At 59.0% G+C, this 22,194-nt stretch carries 22 protein-coding genes; 8 read left to right on the plus strand and 14 right to left on the minus strand.

Features of this window, described 5'->3' with window-relative positions:
• Window positions 1–94 precede the first annotated feature (94 nt).
• Window positions 95–652: a L,D-transpeptidase family protein gene (locus tag Q674_RS24645; RefSeq protein ID WP_023008075.1), complete on the plus strand. Its 558-nt coding sequence runs from the start codon at window positions 95–97 to the stop codon at window positions 650–652.
• A gap of 212 nt (window positions 653–864) precedes the next feature.
• Window positions 865–1,146: an Lpp/OprI family alanine-zipper lipoprotein gene (locus Q674_RS24650; protein ID WP_011783700.1), complete on the plus strand. Its 282-nt coding sequence runs from the start codon at window positions 865–867 to the stop codon at window positions 1,144–1,146.
• Between the two features lie 65 nt (window positions 1,147–1,211).
• Here the strand turns inward: Q674_RS24650 and Q674_RS24655 are convergent, their stop codons facing one another.
• From Q674_RS24655 to Q674_RS24690, 8 genes are all read right to left on the minus strand, one after another.
• Window positions 1,212–2,003 carry a slipin family protein gene (locus Q674_RS24655; protein WP_023008076.1) on the minus strand — a complete coding sequence of 264 codons (792 nt, stop codon included), beginning with the start codon at window positions 2,001–2,003 and terminating at the stop codon, window positions 1,212–1,214.
• Window positions 2,004–2,030: 27 nt separating this feature from the next.
• On the minus strand, window positions 2,031–3,497 hold the full coding sequence (locus Q674_RS24660; protein WP_031209765.1) for an NfeD family protein: 1,467 nt from the start codon (window positions 3,495–3,497) through the stop codon (window positions 2,031–2,033).
• 21 nt (window positions 3,498–3,518) lie between these two features.
• Window positions 3,519–4,271, minus strand: coding sequence for an SDR family oxidoreductase (locus Q674_RS24665; protein WP_023008078.1), 753 nt, complete (start codon window positions 4,269–4,271; stop codon window positions 3,519–3,521).
• 25 nt (window positions 4,272–4,296) lie between these two features.
• Window positions 4,297–5,346: a L,D-transpeptidase family protein gene (locus tag Q674_RS24670; RefSeq protein ID WP_031209767.1), complete on the minus strand. Its 1,050-nt coding sequence runs from the start codon at window positions 5,344–5,346 to the stop codon at window positions 4,297–4,299.
• Window positions 5,347–5,398: 52 nt separating this feature from the next.
• Window positions 5,399–5,968 carry a TMEM165/GDT1 family protein gene (locus Q674_RS24675; protein ID WP_011783695.1) on the minus strand — a complete coding sequence of 190 codons (570 nt, stop codon included), beginning with the start codon at window positions 5,966–5,968 and terminating at the stop codon, window positions 5,399–5,401.
• A 230-nt stretch (window positions 5,969–6,198) separates the two neighbouring features.
• Window positions 6,199–7,590, minus strand: a complete 1,392-nt coding sequence (locus Q674_RS24680) for a DHA2 family efflux MFS transporter permease subunit (protein WP_023008080.1) — start codon at window positions 7,588–7,590, stop codon at window positions 6,199–6,201.
• Between the two features lie 3 nt (window positions 7,591–7,593).
• Window positions 7,594–8,019: a MarR family transcriptional regulator gene (locus tag Q674_RS24685; RefSeq protein ID WP_011783693.1), complete on the minus strand. Its 426-nt coding sequence runs from the start codon at window positions 8,017–8,019 to the stop codon at window positions 7,594–7,596.
• A gap of 162 nt (window positions 8,020–8,181) precedes the next feature.
• Window positions 8,182–9,465, minus strand: coding sequence for an MFS transporter (locus Q674_RS24690; RefSeq protein WP_023008081.1), 1,284 nt, complete (start codon window positions 9,463–9,465; stop codon window positions 8,182–8,184).
• 245 nt (window positions 9,466–9,710) lie between these two features.
• Here Q674_RS24690 and Q674_RS24695 point away from each other — a divergent pair, with 245 nt between their 5' ends.
• From Q674_RS24695 to Q674_RS24710, 4 genes are all read left to right on the plus strand, one after another.
• Entirely contained in the window at window positions 9,711–10,613 is a 903-nt protein-coding gene (locus Q674_RS24695) for a helix-turn-helix transcriptional regulator (RefSeq protein ID WP_031209769.1), read from the plus strand.
• A 9-nt stretch (window positions 10,614–10,622) separates the two neighbouring features.
• Window positions 10,623–12,383, plus strand: a complete 1,761-nt coding sequence (locus Q674_RS24700; protein ID WP_023008083.1) for an ExeM/NucH family extracellular endonuclease — start codon at window positions 10,623–10,625, stop codon at window positions 12,381–12,383.
• A gap of 96 nt (window positions 12,384–12,479) precedes the next feature.
• The gene (locus Q674_RS24705; protein WP_023008084.1) at window positions 12,480–13,370 is read left to right on the plus strand and encodes an alpha/beta fold hydrolase; all 891 of its coding nucleotides are present in this window, start codon (window positions 12,480–12,482) and stop codon (window positions 13,368–13,370) included.
• Between the two features lie 124 nt (window positions 13,371–13,494).
• Complete coding sequence (locus tag Q674_RS24710; protein ID WP_011783688.1) at window positions 13,495–14,538, plus strand: AraC family transcriptional regulator; 1,044 nt, start codon at window positions 13,495–13,497, stop codon at window positions 14,536–14,538.
• Between the two features lies 1 nt (window position 14,539).
• Here the strand turns inward: Q674_RS24710 and queE are convergent, their stop codons facing one another.
• Together queE and queC are read right to left on the minus strand one after the other, a co-directional pair.
• Window positions 14,540–15,196, minus strand: coding sequence for a 7-carboxy-7-deazaguanine synthase (gene queE / locus Q674_RS24715; RefSeq protein ID WP_011783687.1), 657 nt, complete (start codon window positions 15,194–15,196; stop codon window positions 14,540–14,542).
• A complete protein-coding gene (gene queC, locus Q674_RS24720; protein WP_022991829.1) occupies window positions 15,196–15,861 on the minus strand; it encodes a 7-cyano-7-deazaguanine synthase QueC in 666 nt (221 codons plus the stop codon). Before queC ends, queE begins: the two co-directional genes overlap by 1 nt.
• Before the next feature lie 152 nt (window positions 15,862–16,013).
• On the opposite strand from queC, the gene Q674_RS24725 reads away from it, so the two are divergent.
• Window positions 16,014–16,526, plus strand: a complete 513-nt coding sequence (locus Q674_RS24725) for a hypothetical protein (RefSeq protein ID WP_022991828.1) — start codon at window positions 16,014–16,016, stop codon at window positions 16,524–16,526.
• On the opposite strand, the gene Q674_RS24730 is transcribed toward Q674_RS24725, so the two are convergent.
• Entirely contained in the window at window positions 16,495–16,731 is a 237-nt protein-coding gene (locus tag Q674_RS24730) for a hypothetical protein (protein WP_014420082.1), read from the minus strand. The genes Q674_RS24725 and Q674_RS24730 overlap by 32 nt on opposite strands.
• A 551-nt stretch (window positions 16,732–17,282) precedes the next feature.
• Between Q674_RS24730 and Q674_RS24735 the strand changes: the two genes are divergently transcribed.
• Window positions 17,283–17,555, plus strand: a complete 273-nt coding sequence (locus Q674_RS24735) for a hypothetical protein (protein ID WP_031209774.1) — start codon at window positions 17,283–17,285, stop codon at window positions 17,553–17,555.
• A 34-nt stretch (window positions 17,556–17,589) separates the two neighbouring features.
• Here Q674_RS24735 and Q674_RS24740 read toward each other — a convergent pair whose 3' ends face one another.
• Genes Q674_RS24740 through Q674_RS24750 form a run of 3 tightly spaced genes read right to left on the minus strand, consistent with a single transcriptional unit; the run spans window position 17,590 to window position 22,113 of the window.
• Complete coding sequence (locus Q674_RS24740; RefSeq protein ID WP_011783682.1) at window positions 17,590–18,003, minus strand: response regulator; 414 nt, start codon at window positions 18,001–18,003, stop codon at window positions 17,590–17,592.
• A gap of 26 nt (window positions 18,004–18,029) precedes the next feature.
• Complete coding sequence (locus Q674_RS24745; RefSeq protein ID WP_023008085.1) at window positions 18,030–18,575, minus strand: hypothetical protein; 546 nt, start codon at window positions 18,573–18,575, stop codon at window positions 18,030–18,032.
• Entirely contained in the window at window positions 18,565–22,113 is a 3,549-nt protein-coding gene (locus tag Q674_RS24750) for a 7TM diverse intracellular signaling domain-containing protein (RefSeq protein ID WP_023008086.1), read from the minus strand. Before Q674_RS24750 ends, Q674_RS24745 begins: the two co-directional genes overlap by 11 nt.
• Window positions 22,114–22,194: the final 81 nt, after the last annotated feature.

Genomic DNA, 22,194 nt, shown 5'->3' on the forward strand with positions numbered 1-22,194 from the left:
AACTCTGTAACAGAACCCCTTATCAACCTGTTACCTGGCTATGGTATAAACAGCATGAATAAAGTTTAACCATTCAGCGATTTGTGCGAGTTTCATGATTGTTCGAGCTTTACTGACCATTGCCCTGGTTGCGGCCCCCCTGCTGGCGTCAGCCTCTGAGCTTCTGGCCCGGGCCGACACCAGCATGATGCCGAGCCCACCGGAACCGGCGTTAATGGAAGGCCTGCTGGAGATTACCCAGGTACTGGTCAACAAGGGGGAACGTCGCCTTTACCTGCTCAGCGGTGATGAAACCGTACGCCAGTACCGGATCTCCCTCGGTGACAATCCCGTCGGCCACAAGCTGTACGAGGGGGATGAGCGCACACCCGAGGGTGATTATGTGCTGGACTGGCGCAATGCCGGCAGCGATTTCTATAAATCCATCCATATCTCCTATCCCAGCCCCCGGGACCGGGAACTGGCCGAGGCCTGGGGCCTTGATCCGGGTGGCAGCATCATGATTCACGGCCTGCCCAACAACGCCGGCGACATGGCCTTTGCCTACACCGGGCTGGACTGGACCGATGGCTGCATTGCCGTGAGCAACGAAGCCATGGATGAAATCTGGCAGCTGGTTCAGAACGGAACCCCCATCCGCATCGTACCGTGATTCTTTCCGCTTGGTGACAACGCCATGAAAGCCGGATTAAGTTGTTGTCATAAGCTAAGAAAATTTACGTATCCTTAGTTAACATTTTGTCTCTGAGTGTTTTACACTGTTTGACGACTCCGGTAGTCACTGCCTATCGGGCCTAGCAGAAGGGAGCTGTCTGAACGGCTTCCGGATCACAGGAAATAAAACGACCAATAAGGGGATTTACAATGCGTAAACTGACGATCGCCGGGTTTGCACTGGCTACTGCTCTGACTGCAGGTTGTGCCACTACTGAACAAGCTGCTATCGACGAAGCGAATGCAACTGCCAGCTCCGCTGAGCAGACTGCCAACAACGCCCTGAACACTGCTAACAGCGCCGCCAGCAGTGCACGTACTGCCCAGCAGACTGCTGAAGAAGCTCTGGCTGCAGCCCGTGCTGCCCAGAAAGCTGCTGACGAAGCAAACGAGCGTGCCAAGCGCATGCTTGAGCGTGCCAGCCAGAAGTAAGGCTGTCAGCTAACGAAAAAGGCCGGTCAATCCGGCCTTTTTTGTGCCTGCTGAAAATTCCCGTATTACGGTTTCGGCTCTTCCTGCCCAGCCTTTTCCGGCCCCTGGTTCTTGATGAAGGTCTTGACCAGATCCATCGGCAACGGGAACACAATGGTTGAGGAATTGTTGTTGCTCATGTCCGCCAGCGTTTGCAGATAACGCAATTGCATGGCACCTGAGTTGACAGACATCACCTCAGCCGCTTCCACCAGTTTCTTCGAGGCCTGAAGTTCGCCTTCAGCGTGAATGACCTTGGCCCGGCGCTCCCGCTCGGCTTCCGCCTGACGGGCGATGGCACGGATCATGGACTCGTTCAGATCCACATGTTTGATTTCCACGTTTGCCACCTTGATACCCCACTCTTCGGTCTGGGCATCGATGATCTCCTGGATGTCGGCGTTCAGCTTGTCCCGCTCCGACAGCATCTCGTCCAGATCGTGCTTGCCCAGTACAGACCGCAGTGTGGTCTGGGCCAGCTGGCTGGTGGCGGCGCCATAATCTTCAACCCGGATGATGGCTTTTTCCGGATCCACCACCCGGAAGTACAGCACCGCATTTACCCGCACGGTCACGTTATCTTTGGAGATCACGTCCTGGCTGGGAACATCCAGGGTAATCACCCGAAGATCAACTCGCACAATTTGCTGGATGCCGGGAATGACGATGATCAGACCGGGGCCCTTTACACCCTGGAACCGGCCCAGAAAGAAGACCACGCCACGCTCATATTCCGGCAGGATCTTGATTGCCGACCCGAGGATCAGCAGCAGCACCACCGTCGGTGCAATATAGGGAATAATGTCACCGAGATTCATACGGCCTCCTTGATTTGCCGTTGATGTTTAATCTGTGTGCTTCGCCGGTTCATCGTCTCCGGGTTCCACCAGCAGGGTCAGGCCGTCCATACCGTTGACCCGCACCTGGGCCCGGGCTGCAATGGCCACCTGACTTCGGGCGTTCCAGCGCTCGCCGCTGACCCGCACATGCCCCGTGTAGGCATCGTAGGTGGGAACAAAGTTATCCAGTGCCACACCGTGTTCGTGGACCAGCTGCTCACTACCCGAGACCGGGTGTCGCCGCCTAAGGCCGATGAACCGAGTGACGGTCCAGAGAATAAAGCCCCCGGCCACCACCGCCGTGCCACCAATCGTGGGCAGCGAAATGTCCTGATGACTGCCGTCCATCAAAATGACCGAGCCGGTGACAAACGCCACGATGCCACCGATGCCGAGTATGCCGAAACTGGGCACAAACGCCTCGCCAACAATGAACGCCAGCCCTAACAGGATCAGCGCCAGGCCCGCGTAGTTCACCGACAAGACCTGGAAGGCGAACAAGGCCAGAATCAGGCTGATGGCGCCAATGACACCCGGCACCACCGCGCCAGGGTTGGCCAGCTCGAAAAGAATGCCGTAAAAGCCGATGATCATCAGGAAATAGGCCACATTCGGGTCAGTAATCACCGACAGCAATTCGGTGCGCCAGTCCGGCTCGGCCCGCACCAATTCCAGTTGCGCGGTTTCCAGCACCCGATCACCGGCGGCCAAGCGCACAGTGCGACCATCAATCTCGCTTAACAACGCCCGGAGGTTTGGCACCACCACGTCCACCACGTTACGCTCCAGGGCTTCGGTAGCCCCGAGATTGACCGCCTCTCGAACCGCCTCTTCCGCCCAGTCGGCATTACGGCCATGGCGCTCGGCCAGGCCGCGGATGTAGCTCACGGCATCTTCCAGTACCTTGCGCTCCATAGCAGTGTCGCCACGACGTTTGTCGGCCGATTCGCTCTGGTCGGTGTCCTCCGAAGATTCTTCAGGGGCAGATTCAGAAGGGGACTCAGGTTCTGTGGAGCCGGGCAGGCCACCCATTTGCACGGGTGTGGCTGAGCCAAGGTTGGTGGCCGGAGCCATGGCGGCAATGTGGCTGCCGTAGAGGATATAGGTACCGGCACTGGCCGCCCGGGCACCCTGGGGTGAAACGTAGGTCGCCACCGGCACATCGGAAGCGAGAATGGTCTTGATGATTTCCCGCATGGAATCCATCAAACCGCCCGGGGTGTCCATTTCAATCACCACCAGGCCGGCGCTTTCCCGCTCCGCCCGGCGAATACCGCGGGTCACATAATCCATGGTGGCCGGGCCAATCGCACCTTCAACCGAAAGCACCAGGGCCTGACGGGGCGATTCCTGTTGCGCAAAGACTTTCAGGGAAAGACTGAACAGGGCCAGCAAGGCTCCGGCTACAAACACCAGCGCCCAGAGCTTTACTCTGGGGGTGAGTGTCGATGTCCTGAAGTGGCTTGCACGCATCTCAACCTCCCACGGGAGTGATCAGAACAGCTTTGCCAGAACCGACTCCGGTAACCGCCTTAGCACGAAACCAATCGGAGCCCAGGGCCATGCCGGTACAAAATGCTCGGCTTTCCCGGCTTCTATGGCTTTCACCATAGCACGACAGCCGGTTTGTGCGTCGACGATGAACGGGGTGTTTTTCACCTTCTCATTGATCTCAGTGCGAATATAACCCGGATACAGGGTGGTCACACGGATCGGGGACCGGCGTTTCTTCAACTCAATGCGCAGTCCTTCACAAAGTGCTGCCAACCCGGCTTTGGTGGCCGCATAGGTGGTGACGTTGCCCGGCATACCACGCACTGCCGTTACCGATGATACGGCGACCAGATGACCCCGGTTCTGTTCTCTGAAAATTTCCATCGCCGCTTCAATCTGGGCGAGGGCGGCGACAAAGTTGGTTTCTGCTGTCTGCCGGTTAGCGTCAAAACGCCCGGTTCCCAGTGGCTGTCCCTTACCGATACCGGCATTCACGATAATCCGGTCCAGCGTTCCAAAGTGTGCCTGAAAAGCCCGGAACACTTCCTGCACCTGAGCATGATCATTCACATCCAGTGCCATCACGTGAATCCGGATACCCGGGTACCGCTGCTCAAGTTCGGACTTCAGCACCTCGAGCCGCTCGGTCCTCCGGGCACAGAGCGCCAGGTTATCTCCGCGGGAGGCAAATTCACGGGCCATGCCTTCGCCAAGGCCAGAACTGGCGCCGGTGATCAGAATGCTCCTGCTCATTGCGGTGTTCCTTTACCAGTGGGGATCAAAAATACAGGGTCTGTTCCGGCTTGCCCTGTTTCTCGGATTCTGCCGGCTCACCCGAATCCTCAGAGGCCATCCGGGTAAGCTTCTCGCCGATCATGGTGGGCAGACCGTCGGCCTGATCCACCGCCAGCTCAATGGAACGGCGGCGAAGATCCACATCCGGATGCTGCTGGCGGAAGCTCTCCACCTTCTCAAACACCTGAGCCCACAGGCGCTCCCGGTCGCGGGCCGAATAATCTTCATGGGGCCGATGCACTTCAAGCCACACCTCACCACCGGACATGCCGATCTTGACCGGTTCACGAATCACCTGAACCGGCGTGCCTTTCTCTACCTGATAGACAAACCGTGAAATGTCTTCGTTGTACATGCGGAAGCAGCCGTGACTGACCGGCATACCGACACCGAACTGTTTGTTCGTGCCGTGAATGAGGTAGCCCTTTTCGCTCAGCATGAGCGCATGGGTACCCAGGGGATTGCCCGGGCCAGGCGGAATCATTTTCGGCAGATAGTCGCCTGACGCCTCGTACTCAGCACGAATGCTGGCCGGCGGGTACCAGGCCGGGGACTCCAGCGGCATGGTCACTTTGGCATTGGTCAGCGGCGAGGGGTTTTCCTCGGTGCCCACACCAACCGGGTACACCTGCACACCGCCATCCGGTGTGAAGTAATACAGCCGGTACTCGGCCAGATTGATGATAATGCCCTTGCGCTCAACGTCCGGGAGCACATACATGCGGGGCAGCGTGATCATGGTATCCTCGCCCGGCAACCAGGGGTCAATGCCGGGGTTTGCCTTCACCAATTCCAGGTAGCCCAGGGCCAGTTTGTTGCCAATACCGGCAAAGGTGTCTTCATACACGGTATTGAACACCTGCAGTTCTCCGGCCAGGTCACCGTCAGGCCGGAACGTGGGAACCCGCGGGGACCGGTCCGGCGCCTGTTCTGATGCCTGCGGCTCGCTTACGTCCCGGGCGGCCTGTACCGTGGAAAACGGCCACAGCAGACTGACACCGAAGACAACAAGCAACCAGCTTTTCCACTGCATAACATTGGGTTCCCGTAACAACATTTCTCACACTCAGTGACCGGCGCCCGGCTCAGGAGTTCATTACCGTGGCCCAGACCGTCACCACGGCCAGGGCCACAAACAGAATACTCGCACTGATTCGCGCCATGGCCAGCGGCAGGCGTTCCATCAGCCAGCGACCCGCCATGATAACCGGCACATTGGCCAACAGCATACCCACCGTTGTACCCATGATAACCCAGAACGTGTCGGTATACCGTGCGGCCAGGACCACCGTGGCAATCTGGGTTTTATCACCAATTTCCGCCAGGAAGAACATGATGGTCGTGGCCATGAAGGCACCCATACCCAGGAATTTCGAGTCCTCCGAATCATCCTTGTCTGGAATCAACAGCCACAGGGCAATGGCAACAAAGCTGACGGCCAGGATCCAGGGCAGCCAGGCCTCCGGAATCCATTGCGCAACCCAGGCGCCCAGCCAGGCGGACAGGGCATGGTTAAGCACGGTAGCAATCAGAATCCCGAGGATGATAGGGGTACGTTTGGCGTATCTGGCAACCAGAAAGAGAGACAACAGCTGGGTTTTATCGCCAATTTCAGCGATGGCAACGGCAAGCGTCGAAGCGAGAAAAGCATCCATTCAGCAGAACCTCAGGGCGGAGACAATTCAGACATGAGACAGCCCACCTTCCGCCCATTGGAGGTGATCTGCCTCAGGTCTTGCCAGTTCCTGTTCAGGAACACGATGGCCATGCAGATTGAGCTGCAAGTATGTTGACCACCGTCTGCCCCGGATCACCGGTGCAGAGGCTACTCCCCCGAAGGTGCGGCCATAGTAATGAATAGCGGCAAACAAGGCAACTCCCGGCCTCAGGCCCGCATTTTCCAGATCGGCACCGCCGCCAGCGCCACGCATACCGCAACCAGCCACCAGGCCGAGGCAAAGGCTGAAACGGTTGGCAGCCCGCCTTCGTGTTCGCCGAACTCGATGGTGAGGGCAACGATATTCACTCCGAGCGCACCACCCAGCTGACGGGCGAAATTGATCGTACTGGAACCTGCACCCAGCTGTTCCGGCGCGAGCGGGTTCAGAGCTCCCGTCGACAGCGCCGGCAACATAAAGCCTATACCGATTCGGCCCACAACTGCCCACAATGCCAGCCAGACAAACCCGACCAGCGCCCCGGTAGCGGCAAACAACACCGCCGAACAGGCAAACATGGCAATGCCAAACAACACCAGCCCACGGGCACTGCGTTTGTCGGCAAGCCGGCCGGCGACGGGGAACACCATGCCCAGTACGACGCCTGCGGGTAACATCAGCAAGCCCGCTTCTGTGGCCGAGAAGCCCAGCGAAGTCTGCACAAATAACGGGATCAGATAGGTAGAGCCGAACAGCGCCAGACCCAGTGCCATGGCGCCCAGGGTTGCGTACAGAAACACCGGCTCTCGCAGTAACGCCAATCGGACAAGCGGATGGGCGGCACGACGTTCACGTACGATAAATCCAATAATCAGAATCGCAGCCAACGCGCCCTGCCAGGCAATACGCACAGAGTCTCCGGGCCAGTCCTGCAGACGGTTAAGCGTTTCCAGGGTGACAGCAACCGCGGCCCCCAGCAGAACCATACCGGACAGATCGAACATGTAGGGAGCCGGACGGGACCGTGGTGACGGCAGAAAGCGCAAGGCCATCCACACACCCAGCAGGGTGACCGGAGCCGGGGCAAACATCACCCAGCGCCAGTGGAACTGATCCACCAGAAAACCACCGAGGACCGGGCCCAGAGCCGGCGCGAGAATCACACCCATGCCATAGATGCCCATGGCGCGGCCGCGCTGGTCCGCCGGAAAAATCCGGAACACCAGATACATGCCCATGGGCTGCATCAACCCGGCCATGGCCCCTTGCCCAATCCGGGCGGCAATCAACAATTCTGGCGTGGGCGCCAAGCCACCGGCGAGGGAAATCAGCGTGAACATGGCCATGGCGGCACTGAGGGTCTTGCGGACACCGAAGCGGTCCAGCAGCCACGCCGAAGCCAGCATGGTGGTGGTCATGGCGGCAATGAAACCGGTCGCCAGCCAGTGAACCTGGCCCTGGCGGATACCGAACTCCACCATGATATCGTGCAGGGCAACGTTGACCACCGTGGCACTGAGCACCGTGGCCATGGTGCCGAGCACCACGGTAAGCACCGCCAGCCAGCGCCAGCGGTCACCATATCGGGCCCGCAGGCCCTCTACGGATTGATCAGCCAAGACTCACTTCTGCTTCTCGGCGTTTTCCATGATCTTGTGGAAAACCTTGAGCGATGCCTCAATGTCTTTGTCGGAAATGCCGTCAAGCATCTCCTCTCGGAGCGTGGCCGCGCGCTCGGACAACTCATCCATGAACTCGACACCGGCCTTGGTCAGGTGAAGGCGACGGGCGCGACGATCGTTGGGGCATGGGCGGCGCTCAATCAGCCCCTGTTGCTCAAGACTGTCCAGCAAACGTACCAGGGTCGGGTTTTCAATGGCCATCAGGCTGGCCAGTTCGCGCTGGGTCAGGCCTTCACCACCTTGCTGCAGATACACCATGGTGCTCCAACGCGCCTGGGTAACACCCAGATCTTTCAGGCGTTCATCGAGCATTTTGCGCCAGCGGCGGGTTACCCGGGCAACGGCAAACGGAAACTGATCTCTCATGGTTCATTACTCCTGATGGTGATCCGGCATGGGACAAGCAAACGCCACCCCGAAAACCGACAAAAGACTTACCTTATTGGAAATTCACCAATAGTAAGCTAACCATTGAAATAAAAACAGATGTGAAGACAAAAATATAATTGGGGAAAACCGAAAGCTGCGTCAACCGGCCTGACGCAGCTCCTCCTGCATTTCTTCCACTTCCGGTGATTCGTGAAACTCGGTGTTCCGGGGATCCATCTCGGTCAGCACCGGTGAGGTTTCCGGCATGGCCGGAACGAAATGCTCCTGCTCGTCCACCGGAACATCTTCGGTGTGGCTGATGCGGTAGCTGGTAATCACCGCCAATACCAGCAGGAAACCGGCATTGCCATAGAACAGACCGGCCGGACCCAACAGGCTGATCAGCTTGGCCATGGCAATAGGGCCGATGACACTGCCAATACCATAGCTCAGCAGCAAGGTCGCACTGGCGGAGACTATCCGGTTGCTGTCCATACGGTCGTTGGTGATCGCCACTGCGATTGGATAGATGGTGGCCGAAAGGCCGGTAAACAACCCCACCAACAAGGTCAACAACGCCAGGTTGCTCGCACCGAACACCGCGACACCGCCCGCGGAAGCCGAGGCGGCCATCGCCACCCAGAACATGACCCTGCGCCGGTCAAAGCGGTCGCACAGCCGTCCCAGCGGCCAGGCCAGAAGCATGGCCGCCACAATCGCGCTGGCCATAAAGGTAGAGGTGCGCGCCACATCCAGGCCAACCAGCGTGGCGTAAACCGGCCCAAGGGCATAGAAGCCACCGATCATCACCCCACAGATCAGCGCCCCGGCAACGCCCGAAAACGACTCCCGCGCCAGCTTGAACACCGACATGCGACTGGCCTGTTCAATAACCGGCGCCTCCATCCGGGTCAAAGACAACGGAATCAATGCCAGCGTCAACAACATGGCCGCCAGCGAGAACGGCAGGAAGTTGGCCGGGTCACCGACATTGACGATCAACTGGCCGCCGGCGGCCGAAAGATAGAAGACAATCTGATAGACCGCGAAGAGTGCGCCGCGATTAGCGTTGGTGGCCCGACTGGAAAACCAGCTCTCAATGACCACCAGCACCCCGGCAATACTGAACCCGGACAGCACCCGCAGCACGGCCCAGAACACCATGGAAATAGCCATCGGATACATCAGTGCGGTGACCGCCGCCATGGCTGCGAACACCGCAAAGGCACGGATGTGACCCACCCGGCCAATAATCTTGTGCACATACAAGGTGCCAAGCACAAAACCGATGGAGTAACACACCAGCACCCAGCCGATCACATCTGGCGAAATCTCTTCAATACTCAGGCGAATGCCCAACAGAGTCATCAGAAAGGCGTTGCCACTGACCAGAAGGACAATACTGAGTATCAGCGCTGATAAAGACGCAACCATTCGGGTCATCGGAATTCTGCCTGTCGCGATTACAGTGGGTAACAAAAAGAAAAGATAGCAACATTATAGATTGTCTGCTGGCGAGCATTTAACCAACCTCTTTATAGCCGCGCCACTAGGGAGTTGCCGAGACCCCGAGCCCGCACAGGCAGGCCATTTGACAATGTTTTACATTAATGGGTCGTAACAGACCCGATTGGCGGGAGCAGGTAACATATTTGCCATGCAATCTACTGGACCGTGAGCGCCTGGTTATGAAGAAAACGGACTGGCCCATTCGTTGGGATTTACTGCTTCGCTATCGCCTGATCGAGATTATCGCCCTGTGGGAGGGTCGACTGACCACCAACCATATCTGTCACAGCTTTGGTATCGGTCGACAGCAGGCTTCCAAGGACATCAATACTTATCTTCGTGAACTGGCTCCCGGCAATCTGGTCTACGACCGGCACCTGAAAGGCTATGTCCCCTCTGCCAATTTCAAGCCGGTGGTCACCCGGGGCGCCGTATCCGAGTATCAGGATCTTCTGGCCCGCCAGCAGAATCTGAGTGATACCTTCTCCGATCTTGAACTGGGCCTGCCCGGCAACGCCGTCATCCCGGAGGCGGCCCGGCATATAGACCCGGAAGTTATGCGGGCCGTGGTGACCGCCACCCGTTATCATCGCCAGCTGAAGGCGAGCTACGTATCACTGAGCCGCCCGGAAGCCGCCGAGAGTGTGCTGGAACCCCACGCTCTGGTCTGTGCCGGCAACAGCTGGCACATTCGGGCCTGGTGCAGCGCCAACCGGGAATTCCGGGATTTCGCCCTGAGCCGCTTCCACGGCCGTATTGAGGCCCTGCGCCAGAAAGCCCGGCACAACGCCCAGCAGGATGACGACTGGCAGCGGCAGGTGACACTGGAGATCACCCCGGACCAGCGTCTGACCGAAGCCCAGCAGAAGATCATCGCCCGCGACTACGGCATGACCAATGGCCTGCTGCACATCGAAACCAGAGCCGCCCTGGCGCCCTATGCGCTGTCCCGACTGGGCATCACCTACGAAAACAGCCATCCAGACCCATTGGTTCAGCAGCTCGAACTGGCCAACCCGGACCAGCTCGGTTTTGGCAGCAAACGCGAGCGGGCACTCAAGGCGGTGGCCGGTCTCTGCTAGACTGGCCCCGTGACCAGACCGCTCCAGACCTTTACTGCCCTTCTTTGCCTCGGGCTTGTGTTATCGGCGACGCCACTCCAGGCGCAAGCCGATAACCGCTGTGGAGCTTCCGCCACGCCCATCCATCAGGTACAGGGCACCGGCAACCAATCCCCACTGATCGGCCAAACCGTGACCGTAGAAGGCATCCTTGTACTGGATGCCCGAAAACCTGGCGGCTTTTCCGGCTTCTATCTGCAGCAGGCCGATCACCAGACCGATGACAATCCAGCCACCTCCGAAGCACTGTTTGTCTATACCCGCAAAGCCGGTGGCAGCGTGGGTCAGCGGGTGCGGGTTACCGGCACTGTCAAGGAGTTTCACGGCCTGACCGAACTGGCACCGGTGCACAACCTTTCAGTATGCGGCCAGGCATCCCTGCCAGCGCTGATCAACGTATCGCTACCCTGGTCGCAACCACCCGAAAGCCTGGAAAACATGCGGGTGCGTTTCGATGAGCCCCTGACGGTCATCGATAACTACAACCTGGCCAGGTACGGCGAGCTGGCATTGGCGGCCAGCGATCAGGTGATTGCCACAGAACAGTTAGCGCCAGGTCCGGCTGCCCGCACACTGGAACAGCAAAACCTGGCGCAACGGATAACCCTGGACGATGGCCTGGGCAAGCAAAACCCGACGCCGGTGCCCTGGCTATCAGAACGCGATACCGTTCGGGCCGGCGATATCGTGTCAGAACTGGAGGGCGTACTGGATTACCGCTTTGGCCAGTGGCGGGTTCAACCGGGCGCTGTACCACGTTTCCAGGCCCGTAACCCCAGACCACAAGCGCCGACCAAATCAACGGACAGTATCCGGATCATGACCCTGAACCTGCAGAACTACTTCAATGGCGACGGGCAGGGCAAGGGCTTTCCCACGCCACGTGGCGCATCATCGCTCGAGCAGTTTCAGACCCAGAACCGTAAACTCGCCCGAACCATCCAGGACGCGCACCCCGACATCCTTGCCGTGACCGAACTGGAAAATGACGGCTACGGCCCAGACAGTGCGGCGGCTGGCCTGGCCCGGACGCTCGGCGCTGATTGGGCAGTCGTACAGACGCCGGGCAGGGACGGCAACGATGCCATCCGCACTGCCTTGCTGTATCGGGAATCCCGGGTCCGCCCCACTAGCCCGGCTTACAGGCCCGGACCAGGCGAACTTCCAGGCGCGTCCCGCCCGCCACTCGCCCAGGCATTCCGTGCCCGGGGAAGCGAGCTGACGTTCTGGGTGGTGGTACCACATCTGAAATCAAAATCCTGCCGGCATGCAGCGGCCCGAGAACAGGATCAGGGCGACGGGCAGGGCTGCTACAACCGGCAGCGGACCCTCAGCGCCAACGCTATCGTGATCTGGCTCCAGGCACTGGCCGGAGATCCCGAAACCACACCCGTACTGATCACTGGCGATCTCAATAGCTATGCCCGCGAGGCGCCGGTCGAACAGTTCCAGGAAGCCGGTTTCACCAGCCTGGTACACCAGTATCACCCTTGCCTGCCAATGCAGTGCGAGCACTATACCTACCGGTACCAGGGCCAGAAAGGTACCCTTGATTACGCGCTTGCCAGCCCGGCACTGATGCCTTGGGTTGAGCGGGCGCAAACCTGGAACATCAACGCCGATGAGCCCCGGGCGCTGAGCTACCATCAGACCCCGGATCAGTCGGGCCCCTGGCGATCGTCTGACCACAATCCCGTGCTGACCGATCTGAACCTCAGCCCCACCCGCTGACTTGCTGCACCGCCTCCGGAGTCCGGCAGCCGGGCAATAGCGCACGGCTCGTGCCGCGTTAAACTGACAAGGCATTCACAGTAATGAGGTGTGCCCGTGGCATCGATCCCTGTACCCGATCTCTGGCCCATGGCCCGAACCGGACAACGCTGGCTGCTCAGAGCCAAACGCCGGGAAGCCGGTGTGGACGGTCATCGCATGATTTTTCTGGAACGCGGCCGGCCCGGCCCGGGGCGTCCGACCCTGGTGCTTATCCATGGCTTTGCCTCCATGAAGGAGAACTGGGCGCTCTGGATGCAGAAGCTGCCTTCGCACTGGCATCTGCTGATTCCGGACCTGCCGGGGCTGGGCGAAAGCCAGTATCAGCCCGCGGCCAGCTATCGCTACGAACGCCAGGCAGAGCGGCTGAGGGACTGGCTGTCTGAATACCCGGGCGACAACCTGCATCTGGCGGGCAGTTCCATGGGCGGTGCCATTGCCGCGATCCTCGCCCATAAGCTGAACCAGCCACCCCGCTCGGTCACACTGCTCAATAGCGCCGGCATTCCGGAACACCCGGATGTGGATATCAACGCGCCCTTCAAGTCTGATCGCGATGCCATTCTTATTCCTGGCGACTGGGCCGGCGTTTACCGCATGTTCAACAGCGTCGGGAATGGCAAGCCCACGGTACCCGGGCTGGCCATGACCGGCCTGCTGGGTCCTGACCTGCTAAAACGGCAAGCGTCGCTACGGCATATTTTCAACGATATGCTGGCCGATGCCCTGGCCCCCGCGCGATTTCTTGGCCCGGACACTCCACCACTGCAAGTGCAATGGGGTGATCGCGACGTGATCACACCAACCCGTTGCGTAGACTGGTTTCGTACCGCTACACCCAATGCGGAAGTTCACGTGTTCCCGGGTGTCGGCCACCTGCCCATGCTGGAGCGCCCGGGCCAATCCGCCAGGGTGTTGCAGGAATTTGTTCAACGACAGGCGAGATAAAGCAATTGGCCTCTCTGGCCCATTGACCCGTCAGCGAAGTCATGGGGCTCAACCGTGCAAAGCGCCATAATCGGTTCCAACGAGCTCCCTTACATAACAACAACACACGCTGACGAGGAACATCATGCGCGCCTCTGTTTCCAATTCTCAGGATCTGGGCATGCCGGCCATCTACCTGCATACCCTGGCCGAGCTGCTTCATACCATTGGTGTTGATGAGCGGGATCTGATTCTGAGAGTCGGGCTGGATCCCACCCGGCTCAATTCCACCGAACTTCGGGTCAGCCAGGCCCAGGCCAGCGAGTTTGTGACCCGGGCCATCATTGAAAGTGGTGAACCTGGACTTGGTATCCTGCTGGCAAGGGAACTCAAGCTGCCCCTGCACGGCGCACTGGGTACCGCTGTCATGAGCAGCCGCACGCTGGCCGAGGCTTTGGAGCTGATGACCCGTTATCTCACCTTGCGGGCACCGCATCTGAAGGTAGAGAAGCGAGTCGCAGGCAGCAATGTCTGGTACGCGGTCAAATGCGATATCGAGCTGGGCCCGTTGCAGGGATTCGTTCTGGATGCCGTGCTGTTCGGTTGCGTTTCCATGGGGGCACAACTCACTGGCAGCCCGGTGCCCGGGACACAGGTTTTGCGCCGGGGCCCGGAACCCAATCACTTTCACCGGTTCCGACGCTCCATCGGGGTGCCGGTGGACTACGGCGCCAGTGAAGATGCCCTGGTGATTCCTGCCAGCCAGCTCAATCTGCCTGTGCAGTTCAGTAACGATCAGTTGGCGATCAGTTCGCGGGAACAATGCGAAACGGCACTGAAACAACTAAAAGAAGATGCCGGGTTTGCCTGCCGTGTTCGACGGGTGATCGAAACCAGCCACCCGTTTCCGCCAAAACTGGCCCGGGTGGCCTCTACCCTGTATGTTTCAGAGCGCACCCTCAAACGCCGGCTGCAGGAAGAAGAAGCCAGCTTCCAGGCCCTTGTGGACCAGGTCCGCCTGGAGCGCGCACGGGATCTGCTGGCCAGCACCACCATGAATCTGAGCCAGATTGCCGACAGCCTGGGCTATGCCGACGCCGCCAATTTTACCCGGGCGTTCAAACGCTGGACGGGGCTGAGCCCCAGCCACTTTCGCAACCGGGAACTGCAGACCGCTGAAACCGCCTGACTCAGTCGATACCCAGAATCTTGTGCATCTGCAAGGTTAACCGCCATTGCGGATGCGCCAGGCAGTAGTCCGTGGCTTTGCGGGTATTGCTTTGCTTGATGGCATCCGGCCCACCCTCCGGCACAGACGGTGAGGCCATGGGTGACAGGAAGTAATGCCTCGCCCGGATGTGCAGAAATCGCTCCGGTGGCGCCAGCGGCTGCGGGTAGACCAGCTTCAGCTCATCACACTCAGCAATGACCACCTCGGCATCGGCTTTCGGGCTGACACACAGCCAGTCGATACCTTCGGGCGCGGGCAGTGTGCCATTGGTTTCCACCCCAACCTCAAACCCGGCCCGGTGAAAGGCCCTGATCAAAGGCTCATCCAGTTGCAGCAGAGGCTCACCGCCGGTACAGACCACATAGGGCCGGCCAGGAGCATCGGGCCACAGTGACCGGATATGGGCGGCCAGGGCCTCCGGGGTGTCGAAGCGGCCGCCATTCTGGCCATCGGTACCGACAAAATCTGTGTCGCAGAAATTGCACACCGCATTCGCCCGGTCTTTCTCACGCCCCGTCCAGAGATTGCATTTGCTGAACCGGCAGAACACCGCCGCGCGTCCAGCCTGGGCGCCCTCACCCTGGAGAGTGTAAAAGGCTTCCTTGACGCGGTACATCAGGCAAGACGCTCGTAGGTCAGTGGATCGGTGACGCCGTTGGCGGCAAAGGCCTCCAGCCGCTCGACGCAGGAACCACAACGTCCGCACGCCTTGTCGCGGCCGTTGTAGCAGGTCCAGGTCTGGCTGTAATCGAGGCCCAGCTTGAGCCCTTCAGCCAGGATCTGGCCCTTGTCCATGGCCATAAAGGGTGCCTCAATGCCCACGGGCTCGTAGTTGGCCACCCGGCACACAGCATCCATTTTTTCAACAAACTCCGGCCGGCAATCCGGGTAAATGGCGTGGTCCCCGCCATGGGCTCCATACCAGACCGCGCCCGCCCCGGTAGTCACCGCATACCCGGTCGCCAGCGATAACAGGATCATGTTGCGATTGGGCACAACCGTGGCTTTCATGGTGTCTTCTTCATAATGGCCTTCAGGCACTTCGATGTCGGACGTCAGAGAAGAGCCGGACATCACCTCACTCATGGCACGGATATCAATCACTTTGTGGGGGATACCTTCAGCCCGGCAAACATCGGCGGCCACATCCAGTTCCCGCACGTGGCGCTGGCCATAGTTGAAGGACAGGGCATGTACCTTGAGCCCCCTGGCGCGGGCCAGGTGCAACAGTGTGAAAGAATCCATACCACCGGAATAGATAACGACAACGGAGTCAGTCATGAGGGGTCAGCACCAGTTTTTCAGAAGGGTGTGTCATCGGGCTTTTACAAAGCGTGGCCATATTGTAACAGTGACAAACCGAGTTGGGTTCGCGTCCTGGCAAGATCAGGGGTAAACTCGAAAGAAAACGACAAAGCACCAGCACCGATTCAATGAGCTCAGACTTCAGCCCGGCCTTTATTGACTTTGAGGCGTCCAGCCTCGACCTGATCGCCAGCTACCCGATTGAGGTAGGCATCTGCATGCCCGACGGAGCACTGCACAGTTGGCTGATTCAGCCCCATGTGCTCTGGCAGGACTGGTCTGAAAGCGCGGAAACCATTCACGGAATTTCACGGCAACGGCTGTTGCAGGAAGGCATGCCGGTTAGCGAGGTGGCTCAGCAATTAAACAAGTTGTTGCCGGAGCAGGTATTCTGTGACGCCTGGACTTTCGACAGCTTCTGGCTACACAGGCTATTCCGGGCCGCCGGTGAGGTTCCGGCGTTTCAACTGGAATCCATTTCCATGCTGCTCGACCCGGGCCAGGTACGCCACTGGTCAGGCATCCGCCAGCAGGTGATTGCCGAACTCGGGCTGCCCGTGCATCGGGCAGCCAACGATGCACTCATCCTGCACAAAACCTGGGAACGGGTTATTTGCCGGGGCGAAGCCGCAGTGCAATAACTTCCAGGCCATCTCGGATGGTATGAAGTGTCCAGTAGGTGGCCAGTGCCATCAGCGCGGCACCAGTAACCGTAAAGGACAGGTTCTCACCCACCACTTGCCCCTGCGCCATCACCAGATAAACGGCAACCGCTACAATCAGGGCAATCTCGACAATAAAATCAGAACGGAACTTGTTACGGGCAGGTCCGGGTTCTTCGGGCATTTTCTTCGGTTTCAACCTCTGGATATCAATTGGATAACTGGATGTATTGAGTGGTTGAATTATCGCCAAAGCCGCCATAAATGGCTGTACGAAGTAGTGGCTACGAACTTACCGAGATGGCAAAAAAAACGCAGCCCATCGGGCTGCGTAGAAAGGAGAGATCCATTCGATACCTGCCAGGCAGGTACCGCGGATTGCACAACGTAAAAACACGTGACAGGGAGAAGTATGAGGATTTCCCGCCGGTGCGTCTGTACGGGTTTGCCGAATGAGCTGGGCTATTGCAAACCGTCCAATTGCCTATACACTGATGACTGAACCGAATCCACAGAGCCGATATGACCAGGATGATTTCAAAGCACACCGTATACTCAGCCGCCGGTTGCCAGATTGGGCAGGCCGTGCGTGCCATGGTGAAAGACAGCTAACGGCTTTCGGTCAGTCCCGGGAGCCGTTGCGGCAACCGGGGCAGCTTCTCCGCCAGACCCCGGTTGCCTGTGAGGCTCCGGGGTTTTCTGTTTTTGCAGCCGCAAAACGACAAGGAGAACATCATGAGAAGACATCCGACATCACGTGCAGCGAACCAGCCCATGGCCAATCGTCAGGCTCCGATCAAGCGCCCGGAGAAGCTGCCGCTGCTGGATGCAATCTGCAAGAAACTCAATCAGCGAGTCAATCTGGATGACGAGCAGCGGGTGCTGGGTCTGTATGAGCGGGGCTGGATTTTCAAAGGCGTACTCAGCAATCTGGACGGCGCCGAAGCCCGATATGTCCGGGCTCTTGCGACCCGCTACAACTCCTGGATTGCCCGCCAGGTAGCCTGATCAGACGTGCCGCCAAAGCCGCAGGCTGAACCGGTCAATGATGCCGGTTCAGCCCATCCATCATCGACAGATCACCGCCATGGACCATGGCGTAGTTGTTCACCACATCGTAAATCTTTTCCTGGGAGTAGGGCTTCACCACATAGCCATTCGCGCCGGCACTGATGGCACGTTGAATACTCTCAATGGAATCGTCTGCGGTGACCAGCACAATATGCTGGTTCTCCCGAACCTGTTTGAAACGGGTCATCAGTTCGTGACCGTTACCATCCGGCAGTCCCAGATCCAGCAGAATGATCTGGAACTCACTGGCCTCGAACGCCGCCCTGGCAGAGGCAGCATCCGCACATTCAGACACGCTGGTAGCACCGGCTTTGTAAAGCATGTCGACCAGACGCTCCCGCATCACCGGCTCATCTTCGACCACCAGTACTCTGAGATCACTCATTACACTCTCCTGTTCTGTGCCCTGGCTCAGTAGGTATCGTTGCCGGTTCGGCGCGGCAAGTCCAGAGGTGCGGGCCCGGGGCGGACATCAACCGGTTCATCACCGGCGGGCCCGCCATGGTCACCGACGGACGGTGGCGCGGTCACCCGGGTGAGAATATTGGCAATGCTGACTGCCGTTGTATAGAGGGAAATGGAGACAATCAGCAGTACCGGCTGCACAAAGGCCACAAAGCCCGGAATCTCCGCGTTCCCGGTCATACTCAGGATCAGGATGATGGCCGGCCCAAGGACCACGAACAGCGTCAGGGCAATAAAAAACACAATCCGCTCTTTGTAGCGCCCCAGATCGCGATTGGTCACCAACCCCAGCACAAACTTGCCGATAGCCAGGCCGGCCAGAATCGCCGCAGCAATACTCAGGTCGGGCCGCATCAGGGACTGGTACAGGTTGCCATCCCAGAGCCGCTGCATGGCAATGACAAGAAACGGAAACAGTACGAACAGTATGTCGGCGTACGTGCCATACATCATGCTCAGGGAATAATGTTCCTGTTTTTGGTTATCGCTCATTGGCCTGTTCCTTTGTGGTTTTCGACGACCTCTGGTGGCCCTCAAGGGCCCGGTCAATCATGGCGTTCAGGGTGGTCAGTTCCTGTCGAATCATCCCCCTCTCTCCGGGGCTTGAGCGTACACATCGCTCAAGTATCCCTGCCTGTTCTGTCATCAACGGATAGCCCATGGCACCGGCGGTGCCCTTGATCTGATGGCTCTCGGACTGCAATTGCTGCAACTGTCCCTGGGCCAGTGCGGCTTCCATGCGACGCTTTCGCTCAGCCAGGCCATCCAGGAAACGGTTCACCAGCGGACTAATGTCATCGTCAACCGCCTCGCCGACCCATTGTTCCACCGGCAGATAGCGATCCAGCAGGGCCTGCAGGTGGGCATGGTCAATGGGCTTGTTCAGCACCCCGTCGCAACCGGCCTCCAGCAAGGCTTCATTCTCTGCCTGATCACCAGCGGTAAAGGCAATGATCGGCCGCCGGAAGCCCGCCTGGCGCAAAAGCCGGGTGGCCGCAACGCCGTCCATGCCGGGCATGTGGCGATCCATAAGCACCAGTTTCACGGTTTCCGACAGGGCCCGGCGAACCGCCTCTTCCCCATTGGTCACCAGCAAGGGCTCTGCGCCGGTGCGGCGGAGCATCCGCTCCACCAGCCCACGGTTATCATCGTTGTCTTCGGCCACCAGCACCTTGCCGCTGTACCGGTGACCCGAACCCACCGCCGTTTCCGCCGACAACGCCAGGTAACGGGCCAATACCTCGTAAAAGCGCTGCTTGTCGATGGGTTTGGCCAGGTGATCATTGCATCCCGCCAGACGATATTCAGCGATATCCTCGGCCATGACATTGGCCGTAAGCGCAACCACCGGGGTGTTAACACCTGCTTCCCGCAACGCCAGGGTGGCATCCCGGCCATTCATCACCGGCATCTGGATGTCCATCAGAATCAGATCGAAGTGCTCGCGGGTGGCGCGCTCCAGGGCTTCCGCGCCATTACTGACATGCACCAGCTCGGCACCGGTGCGCCCCACCAGCAACGACACCAGCCGGCGGTTTACATCGTTATCCTCGGCACAGAGGATGCGGCCCGACAACCGGGGCGCCATGACCATGGCAATGGCCCGGCGCCGCTGGCTGAATTCCGAGGCATCCCGCAGGAAATGAACCTGCGCGAGTTCACCGGTGCTGATGCACACTTCAAATTCACTGCCTTCACCATAGGTGCTGGACACCCGGATATCGCCGCCCAGCAGTTCCGCCAGCCTCCGGGATATACTGAGGCCGAGCCCCGTGCCGCCATACTGGCGGGAAATTGCGGTGCTGCCCTGGGCAAAGGGGTCAAACAGACGGTCCAGCTGTTCAGGCTTCATGCCAATCCCGGTATCCACCACCCGGGCGTAAAGCTTCTCGGCGCCCCGGTCACAGCGAATAATCAGGGAGATAGACCCATTTTCCGTGAACTTCAGGGCATTTCCGCACAAATTAATGATAATTTGTCGGTAACGGGTTGGATCGGTCCGGATCTTCTCGGGCAGGGGATAATCGCAGATGATACTGAAATCCAGGCCCTTTTCCCGGGCCCGGGGGGCGAAGAAGGCGCGGATTTCATCCAGCAACTCCGGCAGATTGACCGGCACCACATCAACATCCAGCTTGTTGGCGTCGATCTTTGAGTGGTCGAGGATATCGTTCACCAGCTCCAGCAGGTGCCGCCCGCTGCGAACCACCGTTTCAGCACTGCTGCGTTTCTCGGTTTCGTTCAGATCCGGGTCCAGCAGGGTTTCGCCATAGCCGATGATTGCCGCCAGCGGGGTCCGGATTTCATGACTCATATTGGCCAGGAACTGGCTCTTGGCCTGAGCGGAATTCCGGGCCAGCTCTTTTTCCAGCCGCTCCTGCTCCCGCTCCCGCTCGATCTGCAGGCGCTGATGGCTCTCAGTGGCGTCAATACAGGTGCCTTCGAGATGCATGGGCAGGCCCTCGGCATCATACACCGTGTGCAGGGAAATGGTGGCCCAGCGTTCCTCGCCCTGACGGGTCAGGTAACGCGCTTCAATACCCTTCACCGTACCCCGGGCCTCCAGTTGCTCGACCACCAGACGCCGCAACCGCTCATCGGCAATGCAGGTTTCCAGCACATCCGGATTACGCGCCAGCAGCTCACGGCTGCTGCTGTAGCCCAGCAACTCGGCCATGGCCGGGTTGGCGGTTACAAACCGCCGTTCCGGTGACATCTGGAACACGCCCTCAATGGCGTTATCAAACAGTGACTGGTAACGCCTCAGGTTCGCCAGAGCGCGCTGGTTCCAGGCCAGGGCCTCGCCCTGAACCTGCTTGATTCGGTCAGCCAGGGCAAAGGAAAACAGGATGATCTGGGCCGTCAGGCCGAACTGTGGCGAATAGCTGGTAAAGGTATTCAGCGGCAGGTAACCCATCACCGTCAGCGCATAGATACCAAACCCGATCAGGGCCAGGGTCCAGGCAAAGAAATAAGAGCGTGCTGCCGGGTTGTAATAGCGCCAGGACAGATAACTGACCACAATCAGAATGATACTGAGCAGAATCGAGCCGACCACAATCCATTCCATGGCCACCGAATAGGGCATGAAAAACGACAAACCAAAGGTGGTGACGACAGAGGTCAGACATAACCGGAGTACATGATCCAGATCGGGCGAGCGTTGCCGGGTTTCCAGCAGCGAACGGGCCATTAACAGGCCAAAGAACCAGGTCAGAATAATCTGGAAATGGAGGTATTCCTTGTTGAGCAAGGCTGGCCGGCTATCCAGCAACTGAACCCCGTGCACCTGTTCGGTACCGATGAATACCGCCGCACATACCAGGTAGAGCACGTAGTAGATGTTGCTGCGCTCCCGCACCGACACCGCCACAAACAGGTTGTAAGCCAGGATAGCCAGGATGGCACCCAGCAGCAGCCCGCGCACGGCTTCGTCGATGGAAACCTTTTCTATGTAATTGTCCGGGTGCCAGAGGGTAATCGGCAGGCGGAAGGTGTTGGTGTTGGTAATGCGCAGGAAAACCGTGGTGACGGTGTCTGGCGACAATCTGAGCCGAAAGGTCGGGTTTGGCACGGCCAGATCCCGGTCGTCCCAGCTGTCCAGATACCCGGTCTGGCGTTGTTCCACCAGTTGCCCATCCCGAACCAGATACAGCCGAACGTCGTCCACCAGTGGCAGCGCCAGCTCCAGTATCCAGTCCGAGCGGGAGGTCAAACGGCGGGTGCTCAGGTCAAAGCGAGTCCAGTAGGCGGAGCCGGTATAACCGAAGTTGAGTACGCCACCCTGATGACGGGTCAACCTGTCCTCGCCTGCGGCGCGAACCTCGTCAATCGTCAGTGACTGCTCAGGATCTTCCAGGTACCAGAGGCACTCGCCCAGATCCGGAATGCTACCGGTGTTGTGATCCAGCATGATCTGCCCATCCCGGCAGGCATTCTGGGCCTTCGCCACAGATGGCAAAACCAGAACGGCCAGAAACAGGAGAAGAACCACCGTCCGCACCGGGATATGGGCAAACCGTTGCTGCAAAATGTGATCTCCGCGCGGGTAGCTGCGTGCTTTATCGTTTATTGTCAGCACTCGTCACTTTAGCCGTTCACACGCTTTTTC

Source organism: Marinobacter sp. EVN1 (assembly GCF_000475375.1).
Lineage (GTDB): Bacteria > Pseudomonadota > Gammaproteobacteria > Pseudomonadales > Oleiphilaceae > Marinobacter > Marinobacter nauticus.